Source organism: Pseudomonas viciae, assembly GCF_004786035.1.
GTDB classification, from domain to species: Bacteria; Pseudomonadota; Gammaproteobacteria; order Pseudomonadales; family Pseudomonadaceae; genus Aquipseudomonas; species Aquipseudomonas viciae.
On record NZ_CP035088.1, the window covers coordinates 971,552 to 992,350 of the forward strand.

The 20,799-nt window shown below is 58.8% G+C and carries 15 protein-coding genes; 4 read left to right on the forward strand and 11 right to left on the reverse strand.

Translation table 11 applies throughout. The annotated features are described in order from the left end of the window. Positions 1-10 precede the first annotated feature (10 nt). Positions 11-727: an ABC transporter permease gene (locus EPZ47_RS04235; RefSeq protein WP_135843662.1), complete on the reverse strand. Its 717-nt coding sequence runs from the start codon at positions 725-727 to the stop codon at positions 11-13. 331 nt (positions 728-1,058) lie between these two features. Here EPZ47_RS04235 and EPZ47_RS04240 point away from each other — a divergent pair, with 331 nt between their 5' ends. Then, positions 1,059-2,642 carry a peptide chain release factor 3 gene (locus EPZ47_RS04240; RefSeq protein WP_135843663.1) on the forward strand — a complete coding sequence of 528 codons (1,584 nt, stop codon included), beginning with the start codon at positions 1,059-1,061 and terminating at the stop codon, positions 2,640-2,642. 264 nt (positions 2,643-2,906) lie between these two features. Then, on the forward strand, positions 2,907-4,010 hold the full coding sequence (locus EPZ47_RS04245; protein ID WP_135843664.1) for an RHS repeat-associated core domain-containing protein: 1,104 nt from the start codon (positions 2,907-2,909) through the stop codon (positions 4,008-4,010). Positions 4,011-4,825: 815 nt separating this feature from the next. Here the strand turns inward: EPZ47_RS04245 and EPZ47_RS04250 are convergent. After that, the gene (locus tag EPZ47_RS04250) at positions 4,826-5,185 is read right to left on the reverse strand and encodes a DUF6124 family protein (RefSeq protein WP_135843665.1); all 360 of its coding nucleotides are present in this window, start codon (positions 5,183-5,185) and stop codon (positions 4,826-4,828) included. Between the two features lie 674 nt (positions 5,186-5,859). Here EPZ47_RS04250 and EPZ47_RS04255 point away from each other — a divergent pair. Beyond that, positions 5,860-6,111 (forward strand): hypothetical protein, encoded by a 252-nt coding sequence (locus EPZ47_RS04255; protein WP_135843666.1) that lies wholly within the window; start codon positions 5,860-5,862, stop codon positions 6,109-6,111. A gap of 261 nt (positions 6,112-6,372) precedes the next feature. On the opposite strand, the gene EPZ47_RS04260 is transcribed toward EPZ47_RS04255, so the two are convergent. The 9 genes from EPZ47_RS04260 to EPZ47_RS04300 form a co-directional block, all read right to left on the reverse strand. Beyond that, a complete protein-coding gene (locus EPZ47_RS04260) occupies positions 6,373-7,353 on the reverse strand; it encodes a peptide ABC transporter ATP-binding protein (protein ID WP_135843667.1) in 981 nt (326 codons plus the stop codon). Beyond that, a complete protein-coding gene (locus EPZ47_RS04265; protein WP_135843668.1) occupies positions 7,353-8,321 on the reverse strand; it encodes an ABC transporter ATP-binding protein in 969 nt (322 codons plus the stop codon). The genes EPZ47_RS04260 and EPZ47_RS04265 overlap by 1 nt, the downstream gene beginning before the upstream one ends. Before the next feature lie 10 nt (positions 8,322-8,331). Continuing rightward, positions 8,332-9,243, reverse strand: a complete 912-nt coding sequence (locus EPZ47_RS04270) for an ABC transporter permease subunit (RefSeq protein WP_135843669.1) — start codon at positions 9,241-9,243, stop codon at positions 8,332-8,334. Positions 9,244-9,253: 10 nt separating this feature from the next. Beyond that, a complete protein-coding gene (locus EPZ47_RS04275; protein WP_135843670.1) occupies positions 9,254-10,264 on the reverse strand; it encodes an ABC transporter permease subunit in 1,011 nt (336 codons plus the stop codon). Positions 10,265-10,338: 74 nt separating this feature from the next. Next, positions 10,339-11,934: an ABC transporter substrate-binding protein gene (locus EPZ47_RS04280; protein WP_135843671.1), complete on the reverse strand. Its 1,596-nt coding sequence runs from the start codon at positions 11,932-11,934 to the stop codon at positions 10,339-10,341. A 75-nt stretch (positions 11,935-12,009) separates the two neighbouring features. Then, positions 12,010-13,431, reverse strand: coding sequence for an OprD family porin (locus EPZ47_RS04285; RefSeq protein ID WP_122569171.1), 1,422 nt, complete (start codon positions 13,429-13,431; stop codon positions 12,010-12,012). A 173-nt stretch (positions 13,432-13,604) separates the two neighbouring features. Then, positions 13,605-15,206: an ABC transporter substrate-binding protein gene (locus tag EPZ47_RS04290; RefSeq protein ID WP_135843672.1), complete on the reverse strand. Its 1,602-nt coding sequence runs from the start codon at positions 15,204-15,206 to the stop codon at positions 13,605-13,607. A 304-nt stretch (positions 15,207-15,510) separates the two neighbouring features. Continuing rightward, positions 15,511-17,136, reverse strand: coding sequence for an ABC transporter substrate-binding protein (locus EPZ47_RS04295; RefSeq protein WP_135843673.1), 1,626 nt, complete (start codon positions 17,134-17,136; stop codon positions 15,511-15,513). 256 nt (positions 17,137-17,392) lie between these two features. Continuing rightward, positions 17,393-18,994, reverse strand: a complete 1,602-nt coding sequence (locus EPZ47_RS04300; RefSeq protein WP_135843674.1) for an ABC transporter substrate-binding protein — start codon at positions 18,992-18,994, stop codon at positions 17,393-17,395. Positions 18,995-19,450: 456 nt separating this feature from the next. Here EPZ47_RS04300 and EPZ47_RS04310 point away from each other — a divergent pair, with 456 nt between their 5' ends. Further along, positions 19,451-20,752, forward strand: a complete 1,302-nt coding sequence (locus tag EPZ47_RS04310) for an IS4 family transposase (RefSeq protein WP_135847938.1) — start codon at positions 19,451-19,453, stop codon at positions 20,750-20,752. Positions 20,753-20,799 lie beyond the last annotated feature (47 nt).

Consider the following 20,799-nt stretch of genomic DNA (forward strand, 5'->3'; position numbering starts at 1 on the left):
CCGGCCAGGCTTATGACGGGCGCAGACCGCGTTCCAGCCAGAGGCGGCTGGCCAGTGTCACCAAACCGTCGAGCAGCAACGCCAGCAAGGCGGTGCAGGCCGCGCCGAGCAGCAGCTGCGGCTGATTGTTCAAGGCAATGCCGGGGAAGATCAGGCTGCCGAGGCTGTTGGCGCCGATCAGGAATGCCAGCGGCGCGGTGCCGACGTTGATCGCCAGCGCCACCCGCACGCCGCCGATGATGATCGGCACGGCATTGGGCAACTCGACTTTCCACAGCACCTGGCGCGGGGTCATGCCGATGCCGACGGCGGCTTCCTTGAGGGAGCCCTGGACGTTTTTCAGACCTTCATAGGTGTTGCGCACGATGGGCAACAGCGAGGCCAGGAACAGCGCAAAGATGGCCGGCCCGCTGCCAATGCCCAGGATGCCCAGGGCGATGGCCAGAACGGCCAGGGGCGGCACAGTGTTGCCGATGTTGAACACTTGCATGAAGCGTTCGGCGCGCCCGACCAGGCTGGGGCGGCTTAAGGCGATACCCGCCGGGATGCCCACGAGCAGGGCCGCCAGCATGGACGCCAGGACAAGCATCAGGTGCGCTTGCAGGTAAAACAGCAGGTCGTCGCGGTAATGTTGGATCGTATCGATGCCGATCCAGTGGACCAACAGGGCCAGGAGAGCGACGACGACCGCCCCCCCGATAAGCCCTTTGCCATAGCGGATAGCCACAGGCGGACTCCTTTGTCTTTCAGTCGGCGCACGCTTTCCCGGGCGGCGAACCATCACTGGTTGCCGGGAAAACGTTCGCGAGAAGCAGCTCTTTGAATGCCGGTAAAACGGCAGCCAAATCGAGCCATGAGCGCAGCCTCGTCAGGCTAACTTGCTGATTTTTCAGACCCTGACGAATAGCCGTAACAGGGGGGTGGACGCCTCCACGCGGCAAAAGGTTCCCATGCCAGGGAAGATCTGGCCACCCTGGATGTGCTCAACGGTTCGGTTCCTGGCGCAAGTTGAGCTATAATCGCCGCCCTTTTTTGAATCACCTGCCAGGCGATTTCCCATGACCAAACAGGCCGCCGAAGTCGCGAAACGCCGCACTTTCGCCATTATTTCCCACCCCGATGCCGGTAAGACCACCATCACCGAGAAGCTCTTGCTGATGGGCAAGGCGATTGCGGTCGCCGGCACGGTGAAATCTCGCAAGTCCGACCGCCATGCCACCTCCGACTGGATGGAAATGGAAAAACAACGGGGTATTTCCATTACCACGTCGGTCATGCAGTTCCCGTATCGCGATCACATGATCAACCTGCTCGACACCCCGGGCCACGAAGACTTCTCCGAAGACACCTACCGCACCCTGACGGCGGTGGACTCGGCGCTGATGGTTCTCGACGGCGGTAAAGGCGTCGAACCACGGACCATCGCGCTGATGGACGTCTGCCGTCTGCGGGACACGCCGATTGTCAGCTTCATCAACAAACTCGACCGCGACATTCGCGACCCGATCGAACTGCTCGACGAGATTGAAGCGGTCCTGAAGATCAAGGCGGCGCCGATCACCTGGCCGATCGGTTGCTACCGCGACTTCAAGGGCGTGTACCACCTGGCCGACGACTACATCATCGTCTACACCGCCGGTCACGGGCATGAGCGCACCGACGTCAAAATCATCGAGAAGCTCGACTCCGACGAGGCCCGCGCACACCTGGGCGACGAGTACGACCGTTTCGTCGAACAACTGGAACTGGTGCAGGGCGCCTGCCATGAGTTCAACCAGCAGGAATTCCTCGACGGCCAACTGACTCCGGTGTTCTTCGGTACCGCCCTGGGCAACTTCGGTGTCGACCATGTGCTCGATGCCGTGGTCGATTGGGCCCCGCGCCCGCTGGCCCGCGTCGCCAATGAGCGCACCGTGGAGCCGGTGGAAGAGAAGTTCGCAGGCTTCGTGTTCAAGATCCAGGCGAACATGGACCCCAAGCACCGCGACCGCATCGCCTTCATGCGCATCTGCTCGGGCAAATACGAAAAAGGCATGAAGATGCGCCACGTGCGCACCGGCAAGGACGTGCGCATCGGCGACGCCCTGACCTTCTTCTCCTCGGAGCGCGAGCAACTGGAAGAGGCCTTCGCTGGCGACATCATCGGTTTGCATAACCACGGCACCATCCAGATCGGCGACACCTTTACCGAAGGCGAGACCCTGAGCTTCACCGGCATCCCGCACTTCGCCCCAGAACTGTTCCGCCGCGTGCGCCTGAAAGACCCGCTCAAGTCCAAGCAACTGCGCCAGGGCCTCCAGCAACTGGCCGAAGAAGGCGCCACCCAGGTGTTCTTCCCGGAACGCAGCAACGACATCATCCTCGGCGCCGTCGGTGTGCTGCAGTTCGACGTGGTCGCCAGCCGCTTGAAAGAGGAATACAAGGTCGAGTGCTCCTACGAGCCGATCACCGTGTACTCCGCGCGTTGGGTGGAATGTGGCGACAAGAAGAAACTCGAGGAGTTTTCCAACAAGGCCGTGGAAAACCTCGCGTTGGACGGCGGCGGTCACCTGACCTACCTGGCCCCGACCCGGGTCAACCTGGCGCTGATGGAAGAGCGCTGGCCGGATGTGAAATTCCGCGCGACCCGTGAGCATCACTAAACATGTGTTAAAACCGAAAATCCCGCGGCGAAAGCCGCGGTTTTTTTTGGTGGGCGAAAAAGTCATTTCAATCCCCCCAATCATCCGGCAACAGGAAGCATGTTGCCCTTCTTGCTATCGGGCACTTCTGGCATGGGTGGCGATGCATGTTATGGGTATCAGAACTGCGATGGATTTCCTGCAGAACCTAACAGTTCTGTTAGTGGTTGAAGGTGGATAACTAGGCTATATATCCGGTCAAGTTTCAATGTTGCGGTGAGCGACATGTCTTCAAAAGAACAAGGTGTTCAGGTTGTCTATAGCTATGACCCGCTTGACCGGCACACACACACCAAACACTCAGACGGTACGCGCGTCCAGATATTTTACTGCGGCGATCGTGTCGCTACTGAACTAGCGGGCGATACTGTACGTACGGTATTTGAAGCCGAAAGCGCTGTCCTCGCCCAACAGACCACGAACGAGGGCGGCCAGGAAACCACGTTGATCGCCCACGATGACAAACGCTCGACCCTTCTCAGCCTGAGGGCGAACGAGGCAGAGCCTGAAACCACGGCATATACCGCGTTCGGCCACAGCCCTGTCGACAAATCCTCGCAGCGGGTGTTGGGCTTTAATGGGGAGCGTCCCGATAAAAACAGTGGTTTCTATTTGTTGGGCAATGGTTACCGCGCTTTTAATACGGTGCTGATGCGCTTTAATAGCCCGGACAACCGAAGCCCGTTTGGCGAGGGGGGTATTAATGCCTATGCGTATTGTGCGGGCGACCCGGTTAATAGAACGGATCCGTTTGGGCACTCCTGGATGTCGCCCTTCAAGGGTATAGCAAATATGTTTTGGCGGAAGGGTCCAGAGAAGTGGACAGTTGGTCAATATGCCATAGTGACGGACAGCGAAACCAAAATCAAACTTCATACAAGATTGCATCCTGACGATCCCTTTACATTAACGGGGGTCTATCGCAAAAAAGGCGGTAATGTTACGAAGGAAAAAATTTTTGAAAAGGCGCAGGGACATAACAAAAAGGTGATTGCTCGGGATAATTTTAAACGAGAAAAAATACAGGTCGCAAGGCGGCTCAATGAACTAAGAGCGGAAGAGGCCTATGCTCTCCGACAAGCAGTAAACGAAGCCATGTCGGTTAGTCCGGAAGTTAAGGTGCTTGAGAGTGCGTTAGAGAATGCTGAAGATCTTCTTTCGAAAGCCGAAAAAAAATATAAAAGGGTTGGAGGTAGGCACAATCATGACAACCCCCATAGCGGCCTTGTAACGGACTTGAGATGGGATGTTAGAAATATAGAGAGCAAGATTAGTAAGATTAGAGGGGCAATTCAAGATCAGTATGTTGCGAATATCGGCCTACCATAGCGCAGGCAGGCACTCTGTTGTCGTAAGGGATGGTCAAAACCCTGTGAGAGCGAGCTTGCTCGCGATAGCGGTGTGTAAACCGGAGACCTCGCGGCGAAAGCCGCGTTTTTTTGGGGGTGTGAAAAAGTCATTTCAATCCCCCCAATCATCCGGCAACAGGAAGCATGCTGCCCTTCTTGCCATTGGGCACTTCTGGCATGGGTGGCGATGCATGTTATGAGTATCAGAGCTTCAGTGGATTTCGTACAGAACTTAACAGTTCAGCTAGTGGCTGAAGGTGGATAACTAGGCTATATATCCGCTCAAGTCTCAATGTTGCGGTGAGCGACATGTCTTCAAAACAAAAACTCAGACGGTACGCGCGTCCAGATATTTTACTGCGGCGATCGTGTCGCTACTGAACTAGCGGGCGATACTGTACGTACGGTATTTGAAGCCGAAAGCGCTGTCCTCGCCCAACAGACCACGATTTTTGAGATCAGGAAAATAGTTATAGCCAGTCTTCCTCGAAGTTAAAGCATCAGGCTGATTGTGTGCCCTAGTGCTCTTTTACGTAACTCCAGTATTTGGGGTTCTGAAATAATCGAATAATTTCTGGCTGTGAGTCGTCAGCATGTTTAAAAAGCGCAGTTCTAAATGTTATCCACACGCTTCATGTTCCGCCCTCCAGGCGGCTGTATTGCACGCGAATCTTTACTGTACGCGCCAACTAAATAAGGGCGCCTGCTCGCGATGTCGTAGGGCTGCCGAGCTGGCGGCCTTGTAGTCGAGGTGTCTACCAGTGCCGGCCAGCCCTTTCGGTTTGGGGCGAGTTGCTAGCGTGGATCGGCGATATCCAGTGCCCGATTCGCCAACAGCTCGCTCAACTCAATCACTTGCTGGATACCCAGAGCAACATGTCGACGAGAACCTTCAAGATCGAACGCCAAGTCGCTGATCATGGCGTTGGCCGAGGCCAGGTTTTCGCTGAGGTTGGCGAGCAGGCTTTCGCTGTCGATGCCCTCCACGACAGTGAAGAACTGACCTGCTGATGGAGCTTTCTTGGCTTTGGCCTGTTCCGGCTTCAAGTAATAATCGAGCGCCCGCTCAGTGGCTTCGTGGAATTTCTCTGGATCGAGGCTTGAGTAGGAAGAGGTGGGGTCCGATTCTGGGGGATTGGGTGTGGCTTTGAACATTGATGACGCTCCTAGGGGTAATGGAGCCGCCAGACATCGCTGCTAAACGAAGAGGGTGGCGACTGTACGCGGGTTAGCAGACCGGACCCCTAGAAGCCGGCAGACCCGAAGGTCTCCCACGCACAACCGCCATTACATGGCAGGCATAAAGACCTGCTCAACAATGTGGAGCACTGTGCGTTTAGGGATTCAGGCTGCTAAACCCGACCGCTGATTTTCAGCGACGAGGTAACCATAGAGTCCCGCCCCAAGGCGCACAAGCGGGCGGATTCTGGCTTAGTTGTAGGCAAAGGCGCAAGGCGACGTAGCCTCAGGATGAACGCTCCTTGTTACTGGGTATTTGTCTGTAAGGCTCAATGCCTGTCGTGAAGGGGGCGGGTCTTAACACCCATGTCATGGGGCCCCAACCTGTGGGAGCAAAGCTTGCTCGCGAAATCGGTGTGCCAGCTTGCCTGGATGTTGGATGTGTCGGCCTCTTCGCGAGCAAGCCCGCTCCCACATTGAATGTTGGGTGTTAGTTGGTTTGGAGATAACACTTATTCGAAACCAATCTGTCGCGTTGCGGCATTTCTAGCGGTTATCGAGCGTCCTATCTGGTGAACCGGCCTGTTCAGAACTAGATTTTCTTGAGCGCCGCCAGGCCCCGGCTTTATCCGGAAAAGAAGGAAATGGCTATGAATAAGCTGCTACGCATGATGTTTTTGCTAAAGGTGTTGGTGATGCTATCCCTCGGCTCCACGGCTGCGTGGGCCGAATGCGATGAGCACGAGAAGCACGCGTCGAGTGGCTCGGTGGTTCAGGGTGAGTTGATGCTTGCCGCGACCGATGCGGACGCAGGTGATCCGGATGATGGCGAGGATGATGATGGTTCGCCGGTCGACACCCCGGATGATGACGAGGATGCAGAGGGCGATAGCCAGACGTAGATTTCTGACCTAAAGAAAACCCCTCCAGCCCCAACTGATACTCAGTCGGGACTGGAGGGGTTTTTCATGCAGGTGCATGACCCAAGGCCAAGACTTACCCCCGTGGCGAGGGACTTGCCCCGCTGGACCTGTAGGCGCTGGCGAAGCCTGCGATCTTTTGATCTTTCGCTTGAGATTCAAGTGGCAGGGGAAAGATCGCAGCCTCGTTGCACTCGACAGCTCCTACAGGCCCGGCGGGAGCAAGCTCCCTCGTACATTGCCTTATGCCGCGCCTTCGAGGAACTGCTCGGCGTAGTGACACGCCACCTGCCGGTTGTCCAGCAAGCGCAGGGCTGGTTCTTCGCTCTGGCAGCGCTCGGTGGCGTACGGGCAGCGCTTGTGGAAGGCGCAGCCGGACGGTGGGTTGAGCGGGTTGGGCAGTTCGCCGACGATCTTGATCTTCGGCTTGTTCGGGTCCGGGTGGATGGTCGGGGTGGCCGACAGCAGCGCCTGGGTGTACGGGTGCAGCGGGCGGCTGTAGATCGACTCGTTGGGGCCCATTTCCACCGGGCGACCGAGGTACATCACCATCACGTCGTCGGCCACGTGTTGCACCACCGCCAGGTTGTGGGAAATGAACACGTAGGCGGTGTTGAATTCCTCCTGCAAGTCCATGAACAGGTTCAGCACCTGGGCCTGGATCGACACGTCCAGCGCCGACGTCGGCTCGTCCGCCACCAGCACCTTGGGTTGCAGCATCATGGCGCGGGCCAGGGCGATGCGCTGGCGCTGGCCGCCGGAGAACATGTGCGGGTAGCGCTGGTAATGCTCGGGGCGCAGGCCCACCTGTTTCATCATCGCCTGGACTTTTTCCCGCCGCTCGGTGGCCGACAGGTTGGTGTTGATCAGCAACGGCTCGGCCAGTTGATCACCGACTTTCTGCCGTGGGTTGAGGGATGCGTACGGGCTCTGGAACACCATCTGCACGTCTTTGCGCAATTGCTTGCGTTCGGCTTTGTTGGCGCCGGTCACTTCCTGGCCGGCGATTTTCAAGGAGCCGGTGGACGGTTCCTCGATCAGCGTCAGGGCCCGGGCGAGGGTGGATTTGCCGCAACCGGATTCACCGACCACGGCCAGGGTCTTGCCGGCCTCCAGTTCGAACGACACGCCATTGAGGGCGCGCACGATCGCATGGCCCTTGAACATGCCGCGGGACACTTCGTAGTGACGGGTCAGGTCACGGGCGGTAAGTACGACGGCCATCACGCCACCTCCTGGTTCAACGGGTAGAAGCAGCGGGCGAGGCTGTTGGATTTCGGGTCAAGGGCCGGGCGTTGCTGGCGGCAGTTATCCTGCACGTACGGGCAGCGCGGCGACAGCAGGCAACCTTGCGGGCGGTCATAGCGACCGGGGACGATGCCGGGCAAGGTCGCCAGGCGCTCGGCGCCCATGCTGTGCTCCGGAATCGCCGCCAGCAGTGCTTCGCTGTACGGGTGGGCGGGAATGTCGAACAGCTCGGGCACCTTGCCCACTTCCACCGCTTGGCCGGCGTACATCACGCACACGCGCTGGGCGGTTTCAGCGACCACGGCGAGGTCGTGGGTGATCAGTACCAGGCCCATGTCCTGCTCTTTTTGCAGGGCCAGCAGTAGGTCCATGATCTGCGCCTGGATGGTCACGTCCAGGGCGGTGGTCGGTTCGTCGGCGATCAACAGTTTCGGCTCGCCGGCAATCGCCATGGCAATCGCCACACGCTGGCTCATACCGCCGGACAGTTGGTGCGGGTAGGCGTTCATGCGGCTGGCGGCGCCCGGGATCTCGACTTTTTCCAGCAGTTCGATGGCGCGCTTGCGGGCGGCCTTGCCGGACATTTTCAGGTGCAGGCGCAGCACTTCTTCGATCTGGAAACCCACGGTGTAGCTGGGGTTGAGCGCGGTCATCGGGTCCTGGAAGACCATCGCCAAGTCTTTGCCGACGATCTGCCGACGTTGGCGGTTGCTCAGCTTGAGCATGTTCTTGCCGTCGAAGTTCAGCGCATCGGCGGTGACGATGCCGGGGTGCTCGATCAGGCCCATCAGCGCCATCATGGTCACCGATTTACCCGAGCCTGATTCGCCGACGATGGCCAGTACTTCGCCTTTTTCCACGGTCAGGTCCAGACCGTCGACCACCGGCACGGCGGTGGCGTCGCCGAAGCGAACGTTGAGATTCTTGATTTCTAACAGTGACATGGGAATCTCCTCAGGCGGCATTCTTGAGTTTCGGGTCCAGCGCATCGCGCAGACCGTCGCCCATCAGGTTGATTGCCAGCACGCTGAGCAAAATGGTCAAACCGGGCAGGCTCACCACCCACCAGGCGCGTTCGATGTAGTCGCGGGCAGAGGCAAGCATGGTGCCCCACTCCGGGGTTGGCGGCTGGACGCCCAGGCCGAGGAAGCCCAGGGCGGCGGCGTCGAGGATCGCCGAGGAAAAGCTCAGGGTCGCCTGCACGATCAGCGGCGCCATGCAGTTGGGCAGCACGGTGATGAACATCAGGCGCGGCAGGCCGGCACCGGCCAGGCGGGCGGCGGTCACGTAGTCGCGGTTCAGCTCGCCCATCACGGCGGCGCGGGTCAGGCGCACGTAGGACGGCAGCGAGACGATGGCGATGGCGATCACGGTGTTGATCAGGCCTGGGCCGAGGATGGCGACAATCGCCACGGCCAGCAGCAGCGAAGGCAGGGCCAGCATGATGTCCATCAGGCGCATGATGGTCGGGCCGAGGATGCGCGGGAAGAACCCGGCGAACAACCCCAGCAGGATGCCCGGGATCAGCGACATCACCACCGACGACAAGCCGATCAGCAGCGACAGGCGCGAACCCTGGATCAGGCGCGAGAGCAAATCGCGGCCCAGTTCGTCGGTGCCCAGCAGGAACTGGAGCTGCCCGCCTTCGAGCCAGGCCGGCGGCGTCAGCAGGAAGTCGCGGTATTGCTCGCTCGGGTCATGGGGGGCGACCCAGGGTGCGAAGAGCGCGCAGAACACCACCAGGATCATGAACATCAACCCGGCCACGGCGCCCTTGTTGCGGGAAAACGCGTGCCAGAATTCTTTGTACGGGGATGGGTACAGCAGGCTTTGATCGACTGCTACCGCGGTAGTTGGAGTACTCATGGTTTTGATCTCAGCGCTGGTGACGGATGCGTGGGTTGGCAAAGCCGTAGAGGATGTCCACGACGAAGTTGACCAGAATCACCAGGCAGGCGATTAACAGGATGCCGTTCTGCACCACGGGATAGTCCCGGGCGCCAATGGCTTCGATCAGCCACTTGCCGATGCCCGGCCAGGAGAAGATCGTTTCGGTCAGGACCGCACCGGCCAGCAGGGTGCCGACTTGCAGGCCGACCACGGTCAGCACCGGGATCAACGCGTTGCGCAGGCCGTGCACGAACACCACGCGCGACGGCGACAGGCCTTTGGCACGGGCGGTGCGGATGTAGTCTTCGCGCAGCACTTCGAGCATCGAAGAGCGGGTCATGCGGGCGATCACCGCCAGCGGAATGGTGCCCAACACGATGGCGGGCAGGATCAGGTGGTGCAGCGCGTCGAGGAACGCCCCCGGCTCATCGGCCAGCAGGGTGTCGATCAGCATGAAGCCGGTCCGCGGCTCGATGTCGTAGAGCAGATCGATCCGTCCGGACACCGGGGTCCAGCCCAGGGACACCGAGAAGAACATGATCAGGATCAGGCCCCACCAGAAGATCGGCATTGAGTATCCCGCCAGGGAGATGCCCATCACCCCATGGTCGAACAGGGATCCTCGCTTGAGTGCCGCGATCACCCCGGCCAAAAGGCCCAGGATACCGGCGAACAACAGGGCGGCCATGGACAGTTCCAGGGTCGCGGGAAACAGAGAGCTGAACTCGGTCCATACGCTTTCACGGGTACGCAGCGATTCGCCGAGATCGCCCTGGGCCAGTTTGCCGATGTAGTCCAGGTACTGGGCATACAGCGGTTTATTGAGGCCAAGGCGTTCCATTGCCTGAGCATGCATTTCGGGATCGACCCGACGTTCGCCCATCATCACTTCCACGGGGTCGCCGGGGATCATGCGAATCAACGCGAAAGTCAGCAAGGTGATGCCGAAGAACGTGGGGATCAATAATCCCAGTCGGCGGGCAATAAAACTAAACATCTTCAGGTGTACCTCATCAGCCGGTTAGGCGTGCCCGGCGGCCCTTGGGTAAGGGATGCCGGGCGTTTTCTTATCTACTTCACCTGGGTGGTGGCGAAGTTATTGGTGGTGAGCGGGCTAATCACATAACCCTCTACGTTGTTGCGCATTGCCGTGAACATCCGGGTGTGGGCCATGCTGATCCACGGTTGGTCCTGGTTGAAAATCACCTGGGCCTGTTCATAGAGCTTGGTACGCTCCTCAGGGTTCACCGTGGCGCGGGCCTGATCAATCAGCGCCTGGAATTTTTCGTTGCACCAGCGCGCGTAGTTTTCGCCGTTCTTGGCGGCCTCGCAACTGAGCATAGGCGTCAGGAAGTTATCCGGGTCGCCGTTATCGCCCGCCCATCCGGCGGAGACCATGTCGTGCTCGCCGTTTTTCGCGCGCTTGAGCATTTCGCCCCATTCCATCACGCGGATGTCGACTTTGATCCCGACCTTGGCCAGGTCGGCCTGCATCATCTGCGCGCCGAGCATCGGGTTGGGGTTGGTCGGGCCGCCGCCGTTGCGGGTGAACAGGGTGAACACGGTGCCTTCCGGTACGCCGGCTTCCTTGAGCAACTCACGGGCCTTGTCCAGGTTGCGGGGTGGGTTCTTCAGGTCGTGGTTGAAGCCCAGCAGGGTTGGCGGATACGGGTTGACCGCGACGGTGGCGTTGCCCTTGCCGAACAGGGCGTTGACGTAGGCTTCCTTGTCGAAGGCCAGGTCGATGGCTTTGCGCACCCGCACGTCGCTCATGTATTTGTGGCTGGTGTTCAGCGCGGTGTAGGAGACGGTCATCGCGTCCAGTTCAGCGACCTTCAGGTTCGGGTCTTTCTTGATGCTGGGGATGTCGTCGGGTTTGGGATACAGCGCGATCTGGCACTCGTTGGTCTTGAGCTTTTGCATGCGCACGTTGTTGTCGGTGGCGATCGCCAGCACCAGGGCATCGGCTGGCGGCTTGCCACGGAAGTAGTCCGGGTTGGCCTTGAAGCGCACCTGGGCATCCTTGTTGTAGCGCTGGAAGACGAACGGCCCGGTGCCCACTGGTTTGCTGTTGAGATCGCCGGCCTTATTGGCCTTGAGCAACTGGTCGGCGTATTCGGCCGGGTAGATCGAGGAGAAGGCCATGGCGATGTCGGCCAGGAATGGCGCTTCGCGGCGGGTCAGGCTGAACTTGACCGTGTGCTCGTCGACTTTCTCGACGCTCTTGAGCAGTTCTTTGAAGCCCATGCTTTCAAAGTAGGGGAAACCCACGCTCGACAGTTTGTGCCATGGGTGATTCGGGTCCAGTTGGCGCTGGAAACTCCAGACCACGTCGTCGGCGTTCATGTCGCGGGTCGGCTTGAAGTAGTCGGTGGTGTGGAACTTGACGCCCTTGCGCAGGTGGAAGGTGTACGTCAGGCCATCGTCACTGATGTCCCAGGATTCGGCCAGGGCCGGAATCACTTCGGTGGTGCCGGGCTTGAAGTCGGCCAGGCGGTTGAAAATGGTTTCTGCCACGGCGTCGGCAGTGACTGCAGTCGTGTACTGGACCATGTCGAAGCCTTCCGGGCTGGCTTCTGTGCAAACCACCAGGGGTTTGGCCGTGGCGCCAACGGCGACACTCAGCAGCGCGGCAGCGATGGCGGCGCGTAGGGGATTCATGTTCATCGTCAATCCTCTGCAATCGGTTGAATGGCAAAAGCCGAACGGTCGACCTCGTGAGTCGACCGTTCGGTGCAGCGTTTAGAGAATGTTGAACGGGATGGTGGTGACCAGGCGGAACTCGTTGATGTTGCCATCAGCCTGGTTTTCGCTGGCGCGGTGAGTGGTGTAGGTGGCACGAATCGCGGTGGCCTTGAGCGGGCCGCTCTGCACAGCGTAGGAGGCGCCGACACCGTATTCGTAGTGAGTTTCGCCGTCCATCAGGCTCAGGTCGGCGCGTTGGTTGCCTGCAACGGTGTAGGCCGTGCCACGGTAATGCGTGCCGTCGATGCCCCAACCGCGTGCCTGGTAGATGTTGAACTTAAGGCCTGGTACGCCGTACTCGGCCATGTTGAGGCCGTAGGCGATCTGGAACGATTTCTCGTTCGGGCTGTTGAAGTCCGACAGCAGGGAGTTGGCCAGGTAGATGCCGTTGGTTTCGTGCAGGTAGTCGAAGTACTCGTCGCCGTTCACTTCCTGGTAGGAGAACGTCAGGCTGTGGGCCTGGTGAGCAAGGCCGAGCGACAGGGAGTAGGTATCGTTGTCGATATTCCCCATCAGCTTTTTGCCTTCGTCGACGGTTTTGTAATAGTTCAGGCTGGTGGTCAGGCTGAGCACCTGGCTATCGCCCAGCTCGTGGGTGGCGCCGAAGTAGTATTGGTTCCAGAAGTCTTCGACCTTGGCGCCATACAGGCTGGTTTTCAGGCTCTTGAACGGCTGGTAGTTCACGCCGGCGGTGTAGACCTTGTCGGTTTCCACGCCAGTGGCGGAATACTCGGTACGGAATTTCGACAGGCTTTGCTCGGTCCGTGGCGAAACGCGATCGAAACCGGCCAGATCGAACGAGAGGTTGTTGAATTCTTCACTGTGCAGGCTGACACCCTCGAAGCTCGAAGGCAGCGCACGGTTACCGATGACATCAATGATTGGCGTACTAAAGTTCTGGCGACCCGCAGTCAGCGTCGTGTTCGATACGCGGAACTTTACGTTAGCCAGGCCCAGTTTGCTCCACTGGTCCACGGCATCACCGTTGGAGTCTGCCAGGGTACGGTTAGAACCACCGGCAATGTGCTTGCGGTCCTGGTCCAGAACGACAGCGTTGTAGGCGGCCACTTCGGTGCTGACGCCGACGGTGCCTTGGGTAAAGCCCGACGTGTAGTTGACGATGGTGCCTTGGACCCAGTTGATACGACGAGCAATGGGAGTCGCCGGCACGGACGGGTCATTTTTTACGCTGTTTGGCTTGTAGCTGAATCGGTCGTCACGACGTTTCAACTCGTTGGAGTACCAGTTACGAGTCGTGCCCCCCAGGCTCTGGCCATCGATGAAGCCTTTTGCTTCGCTCTGGGCGCTGCTGTCGGCCAGCGCGGTAGGAACGAATTCCTGACTGACAGATTCAGCGTAAGCCGTGGCCGTAACGCTGCTGATGGCCAAGGCCAGTATCGCGGTGCTGCTCAGTTTCATCGGTAACGCTCCTTTTCTTTCTTTTTAATGCCGGTCTTTTTAGGTGATACGGCTATTGGTTTTTACAACTCATTCACAGCTAGCAAACGTTTGCATGGCGCCGGATCGGCGAATTAAGGCAAAACATCTGCGAGAGGGCTTCCAAAGGAAACCCTCGCTGTGTGGCTATACGGTTATGGGTTCAGGCTGACGCCCGAGAACACGTTGCGACCGAAGGGGCTGACTTTGAACCCTTCGACTTTGGTACTCAGCGGCTGGTTGACCGTCGAGTGGGCGACAGGGGTGATCGGCACTTGCTGCTTGAGCAACTGCTGGGCCTGTTTGTAGAGCACGGTGCGCTGGTCGCGGTCGGTGACGACCTTGGCCTGCTTGATCAGCTTGTCGTAATCCTGGTCACACCACATGGAGTAGTTGTTGCCGCCAATGGCGTCGCAGCTGTACAGCGTGCCCAGCCAGTTGTCCGGGTCGCCATTGTCGCCGGTCCAGCCGATCAGGCTGATGTCGTGCTCGCCGTTCTTGGTGCGCTTGATGTACTCGCCCCATTCGTAGCTGACGATCTTCACCTTCAGACCGATTTTCGCCCAGTCGGCCTGGAGCATCTCGGCCATCAGCTTGGCGTTGGGGTTGTACGGGCGTTGCACGGGCATGGCCCAGAGGGTGATTTCGGTGCCGTCCTTGACCCCGGCGGCCTTGAGCAGCTCTTTGGCTTTTTCCGGGTTGTAGGCGGTGTCCTTGATCGTGTCGTCGTAGGACCACTGGGTCGGCGGCATGGCGTTTTGCGCCAGTTGCCCCGCGCCCTGGTACACGGCGTTGAGGATGCTTTGCTTGTTCACCGCCATGTCCAGCGCCCGGCGTACTTCGACCTGGTCGAAGGGTTTGTGGCGAGTGTTGTAGGCGATGTAGCCAAGGTTGAAGCCGGGCTTCTCGATCAGTTGCAGCTTGGGGTCGTTCTTCAAGGCTGGCACGTCGGCCGGGCGTGGATGCAGGGTGACCTGGCATTCGTTGGCCTTGAGTTTCTGCACCCGTACCGAGGCATCGGTGTTGATGGAGAAAATCAGATTATCCAGCTTGACCCGTTCCGGCGCCCAGTACTGCTTGTTGGCAACGTAGCGGATATTGGAGTCTTTCTGGTAGCTCTTGAACTCGAACGGCCCAGTGCCGATCGGCTTCTGGTTGATGTCGCTGGGCTTGCCGTTCTTGAGCAACTGCTCGGCGTATTCGGCCGACAGGATCGCGGCAAAACTCATGGCGATGTTCTGGATGAACGCGGCGTCCACGCTGTTGAGGGTCATGACCACCGTCAACGGCCCGGTCGCTTCCACCTTGGCGATGTTCTTGTTCAGGCTCATGCCGTTGAAGTACGGAAACTCGGTGGGATAGGCCTTGCGGAACGGATGCTGCGGGTCAAGCATGCGATTGAAGGTGAACAACACGTCGTCGGCGTTGAAGTCCCGGCTTGGTTTGAAGTAGTCGGTGGTATGAAACTTCACCCCTTCACGTAGGTGAAAGGTGTATTTCAGGCCGTCTTCGGAAATGTCCCAGCTTGTTGCCAGGCCCGGGACGACGTTGGTCGCGCCTTTTTCAAACTCCGCCAGGCGGTTGTACAGCGGCTCCGCGGCATCGTTGTCGGTGGCCGTGGTGTATTGCGCGGTGTCGAAACCGGCCGGGCTGCCTTCGGAACAGAACACCAGGCTGCCGCCAGCGGCCTGGGCCATGGACGCGGCGGCCAAGAGGCCGGTGCCCAACAATGTGGATAAAACCAAGGTATGGCGCATGACGCTCCCTCTCTCGTTCGGGGTGTTTAACAGTGAACCGGTGTCTTTCCGGGACATGTCCGGAACACTGAGCTCAATCCATTGCACAGCAATGCCGCAAGGCTAGCAAACCGACCAGGCCCCGACGGTATGAGCCGTGGGCCAGGCAGTAAATGCGTAATGCCTGAAAGACTTGTGGGAAAAGGCGATACGTCCGAAACCAACTGCTGTGGTACGCAGTGCTTTTGGATGTAGGCGATTTCCTGGGTCTTGGTCTCGGCAGATAAAGCAACGGCGCCGTTAAAAACGTCGCCGTTGCCTACCTTTATTTGCTGACGCTGACGCCGTAGAAGGAGTTCAAGCCAAAGGGGCTGATCTTGAAATCCTGCACGTTGGCGCGCATGGGTTGGAACACCGTCGAGTGAGCGATGGGTGTCATCGGGACAGCATCTTTGAGGATGTGTTGTGCCTGCTTATACAGCTCGGTGCGCTTGGACTGATCCGAAGTGCGCTTGGCTTGCTTGACGATATCGTCGAACTTCTTGTCGCACCATTTCGAGAAGTTGTTGCCTTGCAGCGAGTCGCAGCCAAACAACACGTTGAGCCAGTTGTCCGGGTCACCGTTGTCGCCGCTCCAGCCGATCAGCATGGCGCCGTTTTCACCGCCCTTGGAGCGCTTGATGTACTCGCCCCACTCGTAGGTGACGATCTTGGCCTTGATCCCGATCTTGGCCCAGTCCGACTGCAGCATTTCGGCCATCAGCTTGGCGTTCGGGTTGTAGGGACGCTGGACCGGCATCGCCCACAGGGTGATCTCGGTGCCTTCCTTGATGCCGGCTTCCTTGAGCAGCTCTTTGGCTTTCTCGGGGTTGTACGCGGCGTCCTTGATGGTGGTGTCGTAGGACCACTGGGTCGGTGGCATGGCATTGACGGCCAGTTGGCCTGCGCCCTGGTACACCGAGTCGATGATCTGCTGCTTGTTGACGGCCATGTCCAGCGCCTGGCGCACTTTCAGCTGGGCCATCGGGTTGGGCTGGTCGCTGCCCTTGATCTTGTCCATCACGTTGTAGGCGATGTAGCCCAGGTTGAAGCCCGGTTGGTCCGGCATCTTCAGGTTCTTGTCTTCCTTGATCGCCTTGAGGTCGGCCGGACGAGGGAAGAGGGTGACCTGGCATTCATTCTTTTTCAGCTTCTGGATACGCACCGACGGGTCGGTGGTGATGGCGAAGATCAGGTTGTCGATCTTCACGTCATCCGGAACCCAGTATTCCTTGTTGCCGGTGAAGCGGATGTTCGAGTCTTTCTGGTAGCTCTTGAAGACGAACGGACCAGTGCCGATGGGCTTCTGGTTGATATCGGCGGCCTTGCCTGCCTTGAGCAACTGGTCGGCGTACTCGGCGGACTGGATGGAGGCAAAGTGCATGGCCATGTTCTGGATGAACGCGGCGTCTACGGCATTGAGGGTGAACTTGACGGTCTTGGCGTCGATTTTCTCGACCTTGGCGATGTTGGTGTCCATGCCCATGTCGGTGAAATACGGGAATTCGGTCGGGTACGCCTTACGGAACGGGTCATCCTTGTTGATCATGCGATTGAAGGTGAACAGCACGTCGTCGGCGTTGAATTCGCGGGTCGGCTTGAAGTACGGGGTGGTGTGGAACTTGACGCCTTCACGCAGGTGGAAGGTGTAGGTCAGGCCGTCGTCGGAAATGTCCCACTTGGTCGCCAGGCCAGGAATCACAGCGGTGCCGCCGCGCTCGAACTGGGTCAGGCGGTTGAATACGGTTTCTGCGGAGGCGTCGAAGTCGGTTCCGGTGGTGTACTGACCAGGGTCAAAACCGGCCGGGCTCCCTTCGGAGCAGAACACCAGGTTAGTCGCGGCTTGGGCGAAAGGTGCGCTGGCTAATAAGCTCGCGCCGACTAAAAACGGAATGACCGCTTGTTTAAGCATGTTGGCCTCATGATTTGTTGTCATTTTTGGATTTGAGGGCGACCTCGTGAGTCGTCCTGCGGATACTTATGCAGGCCCCATACCCAATGCAAGATCCAGAGCGGTCACAAGTCCGATTCAGTGGCACGAACGTACCTTAATGTCGCATCTGTATAACTTCTGACGCAGTTGACCGTTTGCGCGGGTTTTTTCGGGGTAAAACTCGCTCCGTACCGGTGCATTGAAAGGGGCGAAATGCACCGGGTTGGGGCGGGTGCTACTTCTTCAAACCCACGCCGTAGAAGGGCGTCAGGCCGAATGGGCTGAGTTTGAAATCCACCACTTGCCTGTTTATCGGTTGAAAGACCGTCGAGTTCGCGATGGGGGTGATGGGCACCTGTTGCTTGAGGATTTTCTGCGCTTGTCGATACAAATCGATCCGTTGCTGGCGGTCGTTCGAGACTTTGGCTTGCTGGATCAGCCGGTCATACGCCGGGTCGCACCACTTGGCGTAGTTGCTGCCCTTGACCGCCGCGCAGCTGTACAGCACGCCCAGCCAGTTGTCCGGGTCGCCGTTGTCGCCGGTCCAGCCGTAAATCATTGCATCATGCTCACCATTTTTTGCGCGCTTGATGTACTCGCCCCATTCATAGCTGACGATGTTGGCTTTGATGCCGATCTTGGCCCAATCCTGCTGGATCATCTGCGCAGACATTCGCGCATTGGGGTTGGAGGCGCGCTGCACTGTCATCGCCCATAAATCGATGGTGGTACCCGGCGCAACCCCTGCTTCCTTGAGTAGCGCCTTGGCCTTGGTCACGTCGTGGGGCGCGTCCTGGATGGCCGGGTCGAACGACCACTGGGCCGGTGGCAAGGCGTTTTGCGCCAGTTGGCCGGCGCTCTGGTACACGGCCTTGATGATTGCGGGTTTATCGATGGCCATGTCCAGCGCCTGGCGGACCTTGAGCTGGTCCAGGGGTGGATGTGTCACGTTGTAGGCCAGGAAACCCAGGTTGAAGCCGGGCTGCTTGAGCACCTGCAGGTTCGGGTCTTGCTCGATGATCTCGATGTCAGCCGGACGCGGGTAGCCGCTGACCTGGCATTCGCCGCGCTTGAGCTTTTGCAGGCGTACGGCGGCGTCCGGGGTGATGGAGAAAATCAGGTTGTCGAGCTTCACGTCCTCGGGTTTCCAGTACGCGGTGTTGGCGGCGTAGCGGATCTGCGAGTCCTTCTGGTAGCGCTTGAACACAAACGGCCCGGTGCCGACGGGTTTCTGGTTGAGGTCCCCGGCCTTGCCTTCCTTCAACAACTGCGCCGCGTATTCGGCGGACTGCACGGAGGCGAAGCTCATCGCCAGGTTCTGCACGAAAGCGGCATCGACGTTGTTCAGGTTGAAACGCACGGTGTGCTCATCGACTTTCTCGACGCTCTTGATCGTGGTGTTCAGGCCCATGTCGGTGAAGTACGGCGACTCGGTGGGGTAGGCCTGGCGGAACGGGTGTTGCGGGTCGAGCAGGCGCTGGAAGGTGAACAACACGTCGTCGGCGTTGAAGTCGCGGGTGGGGGTGAAGTAGTCGGTGGTATGGAATTTCACGCCGTCGCGCAGGTGGAAGGTGTAGATGAGGCCATCGGCGGACACGTCCCAGCTCGTGGCCAGCCCGGGTTCGACCTCGGTGCCGCCGCGCTTGAATTGGGTGAGGCGGTTGAAGACGGTTTCGGCCGAGGCATCGAAGTCGGTGCCGCTGGTGTATTGGCTGGGGTCGAACCCGGCGGGGCTGGCTTCGGAGCAGTAGACCAGGGTGGTGGCGGCTTGGGCCAGTGGTGCGCTGCTGATCAGGGCTAGAGTGAGTAGGAGTGGTTTGAAGGTGGTTCTGTCCATGAAATCCCTTGGGGGGTGGTGACGGTTTTCAGGAGAGTAGCGTTGCGGGTGGGGGTGTTGGAAATATCGAAAAGTGAGGGGGACTGTTGGGTTTGGGCATAGCGCTTTGGACGAGGCGGCCTTATAGCTGGCCTGTCTCTCCCGGTTGTACACCCATCAGGTCTGTGGGAGCAAAGCTTGCTCGCGAGGCAGCCTTATAGCCGACCTGTTTCTTCCGGGTGTACTTCGATCAAACTGTGGGAGCGAGCCTGCTCGCGATGGCGACCTGACAGCCGGCTAGAATGTTGTTGGCTGAGTACATATCCATTGCTGCGGTAACGGCGGCTTAGGGTTCCGCCCTTACGGCCACCCCTTTCAAGGTCTTAGGTAAAATCCCCTGAAGTTTCTATCAGGGATACCAGAACGATGTGGGCCGATGTTCTAGCGCGTTTCGAGAAAAAAGCACCTGCCAGCGTTATGGCCAAATTGGCGCTGGAGCACGCTATTGCCCCTGAGTGGGTCGATCAGGTCTTCGAAGAACATCGGCAACGGCAGTATTCTCGTGAGCTACTGTTCTCGACCATCATCAAGCTGATGTCCCTTGTTTCATTGGGTTTGAAGCCATCCCTGCACGCCGCGGCGCGGCAACTGGAAGATCTTCCTGTCAGCCTGGCGGCCCTCTACGACAAGATCAGTCGTACCGAGCCAGCTTTGTTGCGCGCCCTGGTCACGGGCTGTGCGCAGCGCCTGGCTCCAACCATCAAGGAGTTGGGTTGCACGACGATGTTGCCGGGTTGGCAGGTTCGGGTGGTGGACGGTAATCACTTGGCATCCACTGAGAAACGACTGGGGGCTTTACGCCACGAGCGCGGCGCCGCTCGGCCCGGGTTTTCGGTGGTTGTCTACGACCCCGACCTGGATCAAGTCATCGACCTGCAGGCATGTGAAGATGCCTACGCAAGCGAGCGTGTTTGTGTGCTGCCTCTCTTGGCCGATGCCGAGCCGGGCCAGGTGTGGCTGGCTGATCGACTCTATTGCACGCTCCCGGTCATGGAGGCTTGCGAACAGGTCAAAACCTCCTTTGTCATTCGTCAACAAGCCAAGCATCCGCGCTTGATTCAAGAGGGTCATTGGCAAGAACCCGTGCCTGTGGGCGCGGGCACTGTGCGTGAGCAGATCATTCAGGTCAGAGGCGGTTATCAGTGTCGGCGTGTCGAACTGACGCTTCATTCGCCAACAGACTCGGGTGACAGCAGCTTGATGTTCTGGAGCAACCTGCCTGAAAGCGTCAGCGCGCAGCAGATCGCGGAACTCTATCGCCGCCGCTGGAGCATTGAAGGCATGTTCCAGCGACTGGAAACAATCCTGGAAAGTGAAATCGAAACCCTTGGTAGCCCAAAGGCTGCATTGCTCGGGTTCACTACTGCGGTGTTGGCCTACAACGTCCTGGCCGTACTCAAACGAAGCGTCGAGCAAGCTCATCAGGCTTCCCAGCCTGCCGGCTGGGAAGCCTCAACCTATCACTTGGCGGTTCAGGTCCGGAGTGGTTATGAAGGCCTGCAAATTGCGCTGCCCTCGGAATGTTTTCCCGTCATACCTCTGGAAAAACTGGCCCAGCGCTTGTTGGAACTGGCCAGAAACATCCAACCAAAACAAGTTGCGAAAAATCCCCGGGGCCCCAAGGTGCCTAAACCCAAAACATGGGTGCAAGGCACTGCGGTGCATGCACATGTTTCAACGGACCGGGTAATCAAGGCCGCCAAAACGAAAAGACCTTGAAAGGGATGGCCCTTACGGCGGGTCACTTTTGAAGAGCGCAAAAGTAA

Coding starts and splice junctions, on each gene's coding strand:
- EPZ47_RS04240 (WP_135843663.1), top strand. CDS start 1,059: ATGACCAAACAGGCCGCCGAAGTCGCGAAACGCCGCACTTTCGCCATT.
- EPZ47_RS04245 (WP_135843664.1), top strand. CDS start 2,907: ATGTCTTCAAAAGAACAAGGTGTTCAGGTTGTCTATAGCTATGACCCG.
- EPZ47_RS04250 (WP_135843665.1), bottom strand. CDS start 5,185: ATGTTCAAAGCCACACCCAATCCCCCAGAATCGGACCCCACCTCTTCC.
- EPZ47_RS04255 (WP_135843666.1), top strand. CDS start 5,860: ATGAATAAGCTGCTACGCATGATGTTTTTGCTAAAGGTGTTGGTGATG.
- EPZ47_RS04260 (WP_135843667.1), bottom strand. CDS start 7,353: ATGGCCGTCGTACTTACCGCCCGTGACCTGACCCGTCACTACGAAGTG.
- EPZ47_RS04265 (WP_135843668.1), bottom strand. CDS start 8,321: ATGTCACTGTTAGAAATCAAGAATCTCAACGTTCGCTTCGGCGACGCC.
- EPZ47_RS04270 (WP_135843669.1), bottom strand. CDS start 9,243: ATGAGTACTCCAACTACCGCGGTAGCAGTCGATCAAAGCCTGCTGTAC.
- EPZ47_RS04275 (WP_135843670.1), bottom strand. CDS start 10,264: ATGTTTAGTTTTATTGCCCGCCGACTGGGATTATTGATCCCCACGTTC.
- EPZ47_RS04280 (WP_135843671.1), bottom strand. CDS start 11,934: ATGAACATGAATCCCCTACGCGCCGCCATCGCTGCCGCGCTGCTGAGT.
- EPZ47_RS04285 (WP_122569171.1), bottom strand. CDS start 13,431: ATGAAACTGAGCAGCACCGCGATACTGGCCTTGGCCATCAGCAGCGTT.
- EPZ47_RS04290 (WP_135843672.1), bottom strand. CDS start 15,206: ATGCGCCATACCTTGGTTTTATCCACATTGTTGGGCACCGGCCTCTTG.
- EPZ47_RS04295 (WP_135843673.1), bottom strand. CDS start 17,136: ATGCTTAAACAAGCGGTCATTCCGTTTTTAGTCGGCGCGAGCTTATTA.
- EPZ47_RS04300 (WP_135843674.1), bottom strand. CDS start 18,994: ATGGACAGAACCACCTTCAAACCACTCCTACTCACTCTAGCCCTGATC.
- EPZ47_RS04310 (WP_135847938.1), top strand. CDS start 19,451: ATGGCCAAATTGGCGCTGGAGCACGCTATTGCCCCTGAGTGGGTCGAT.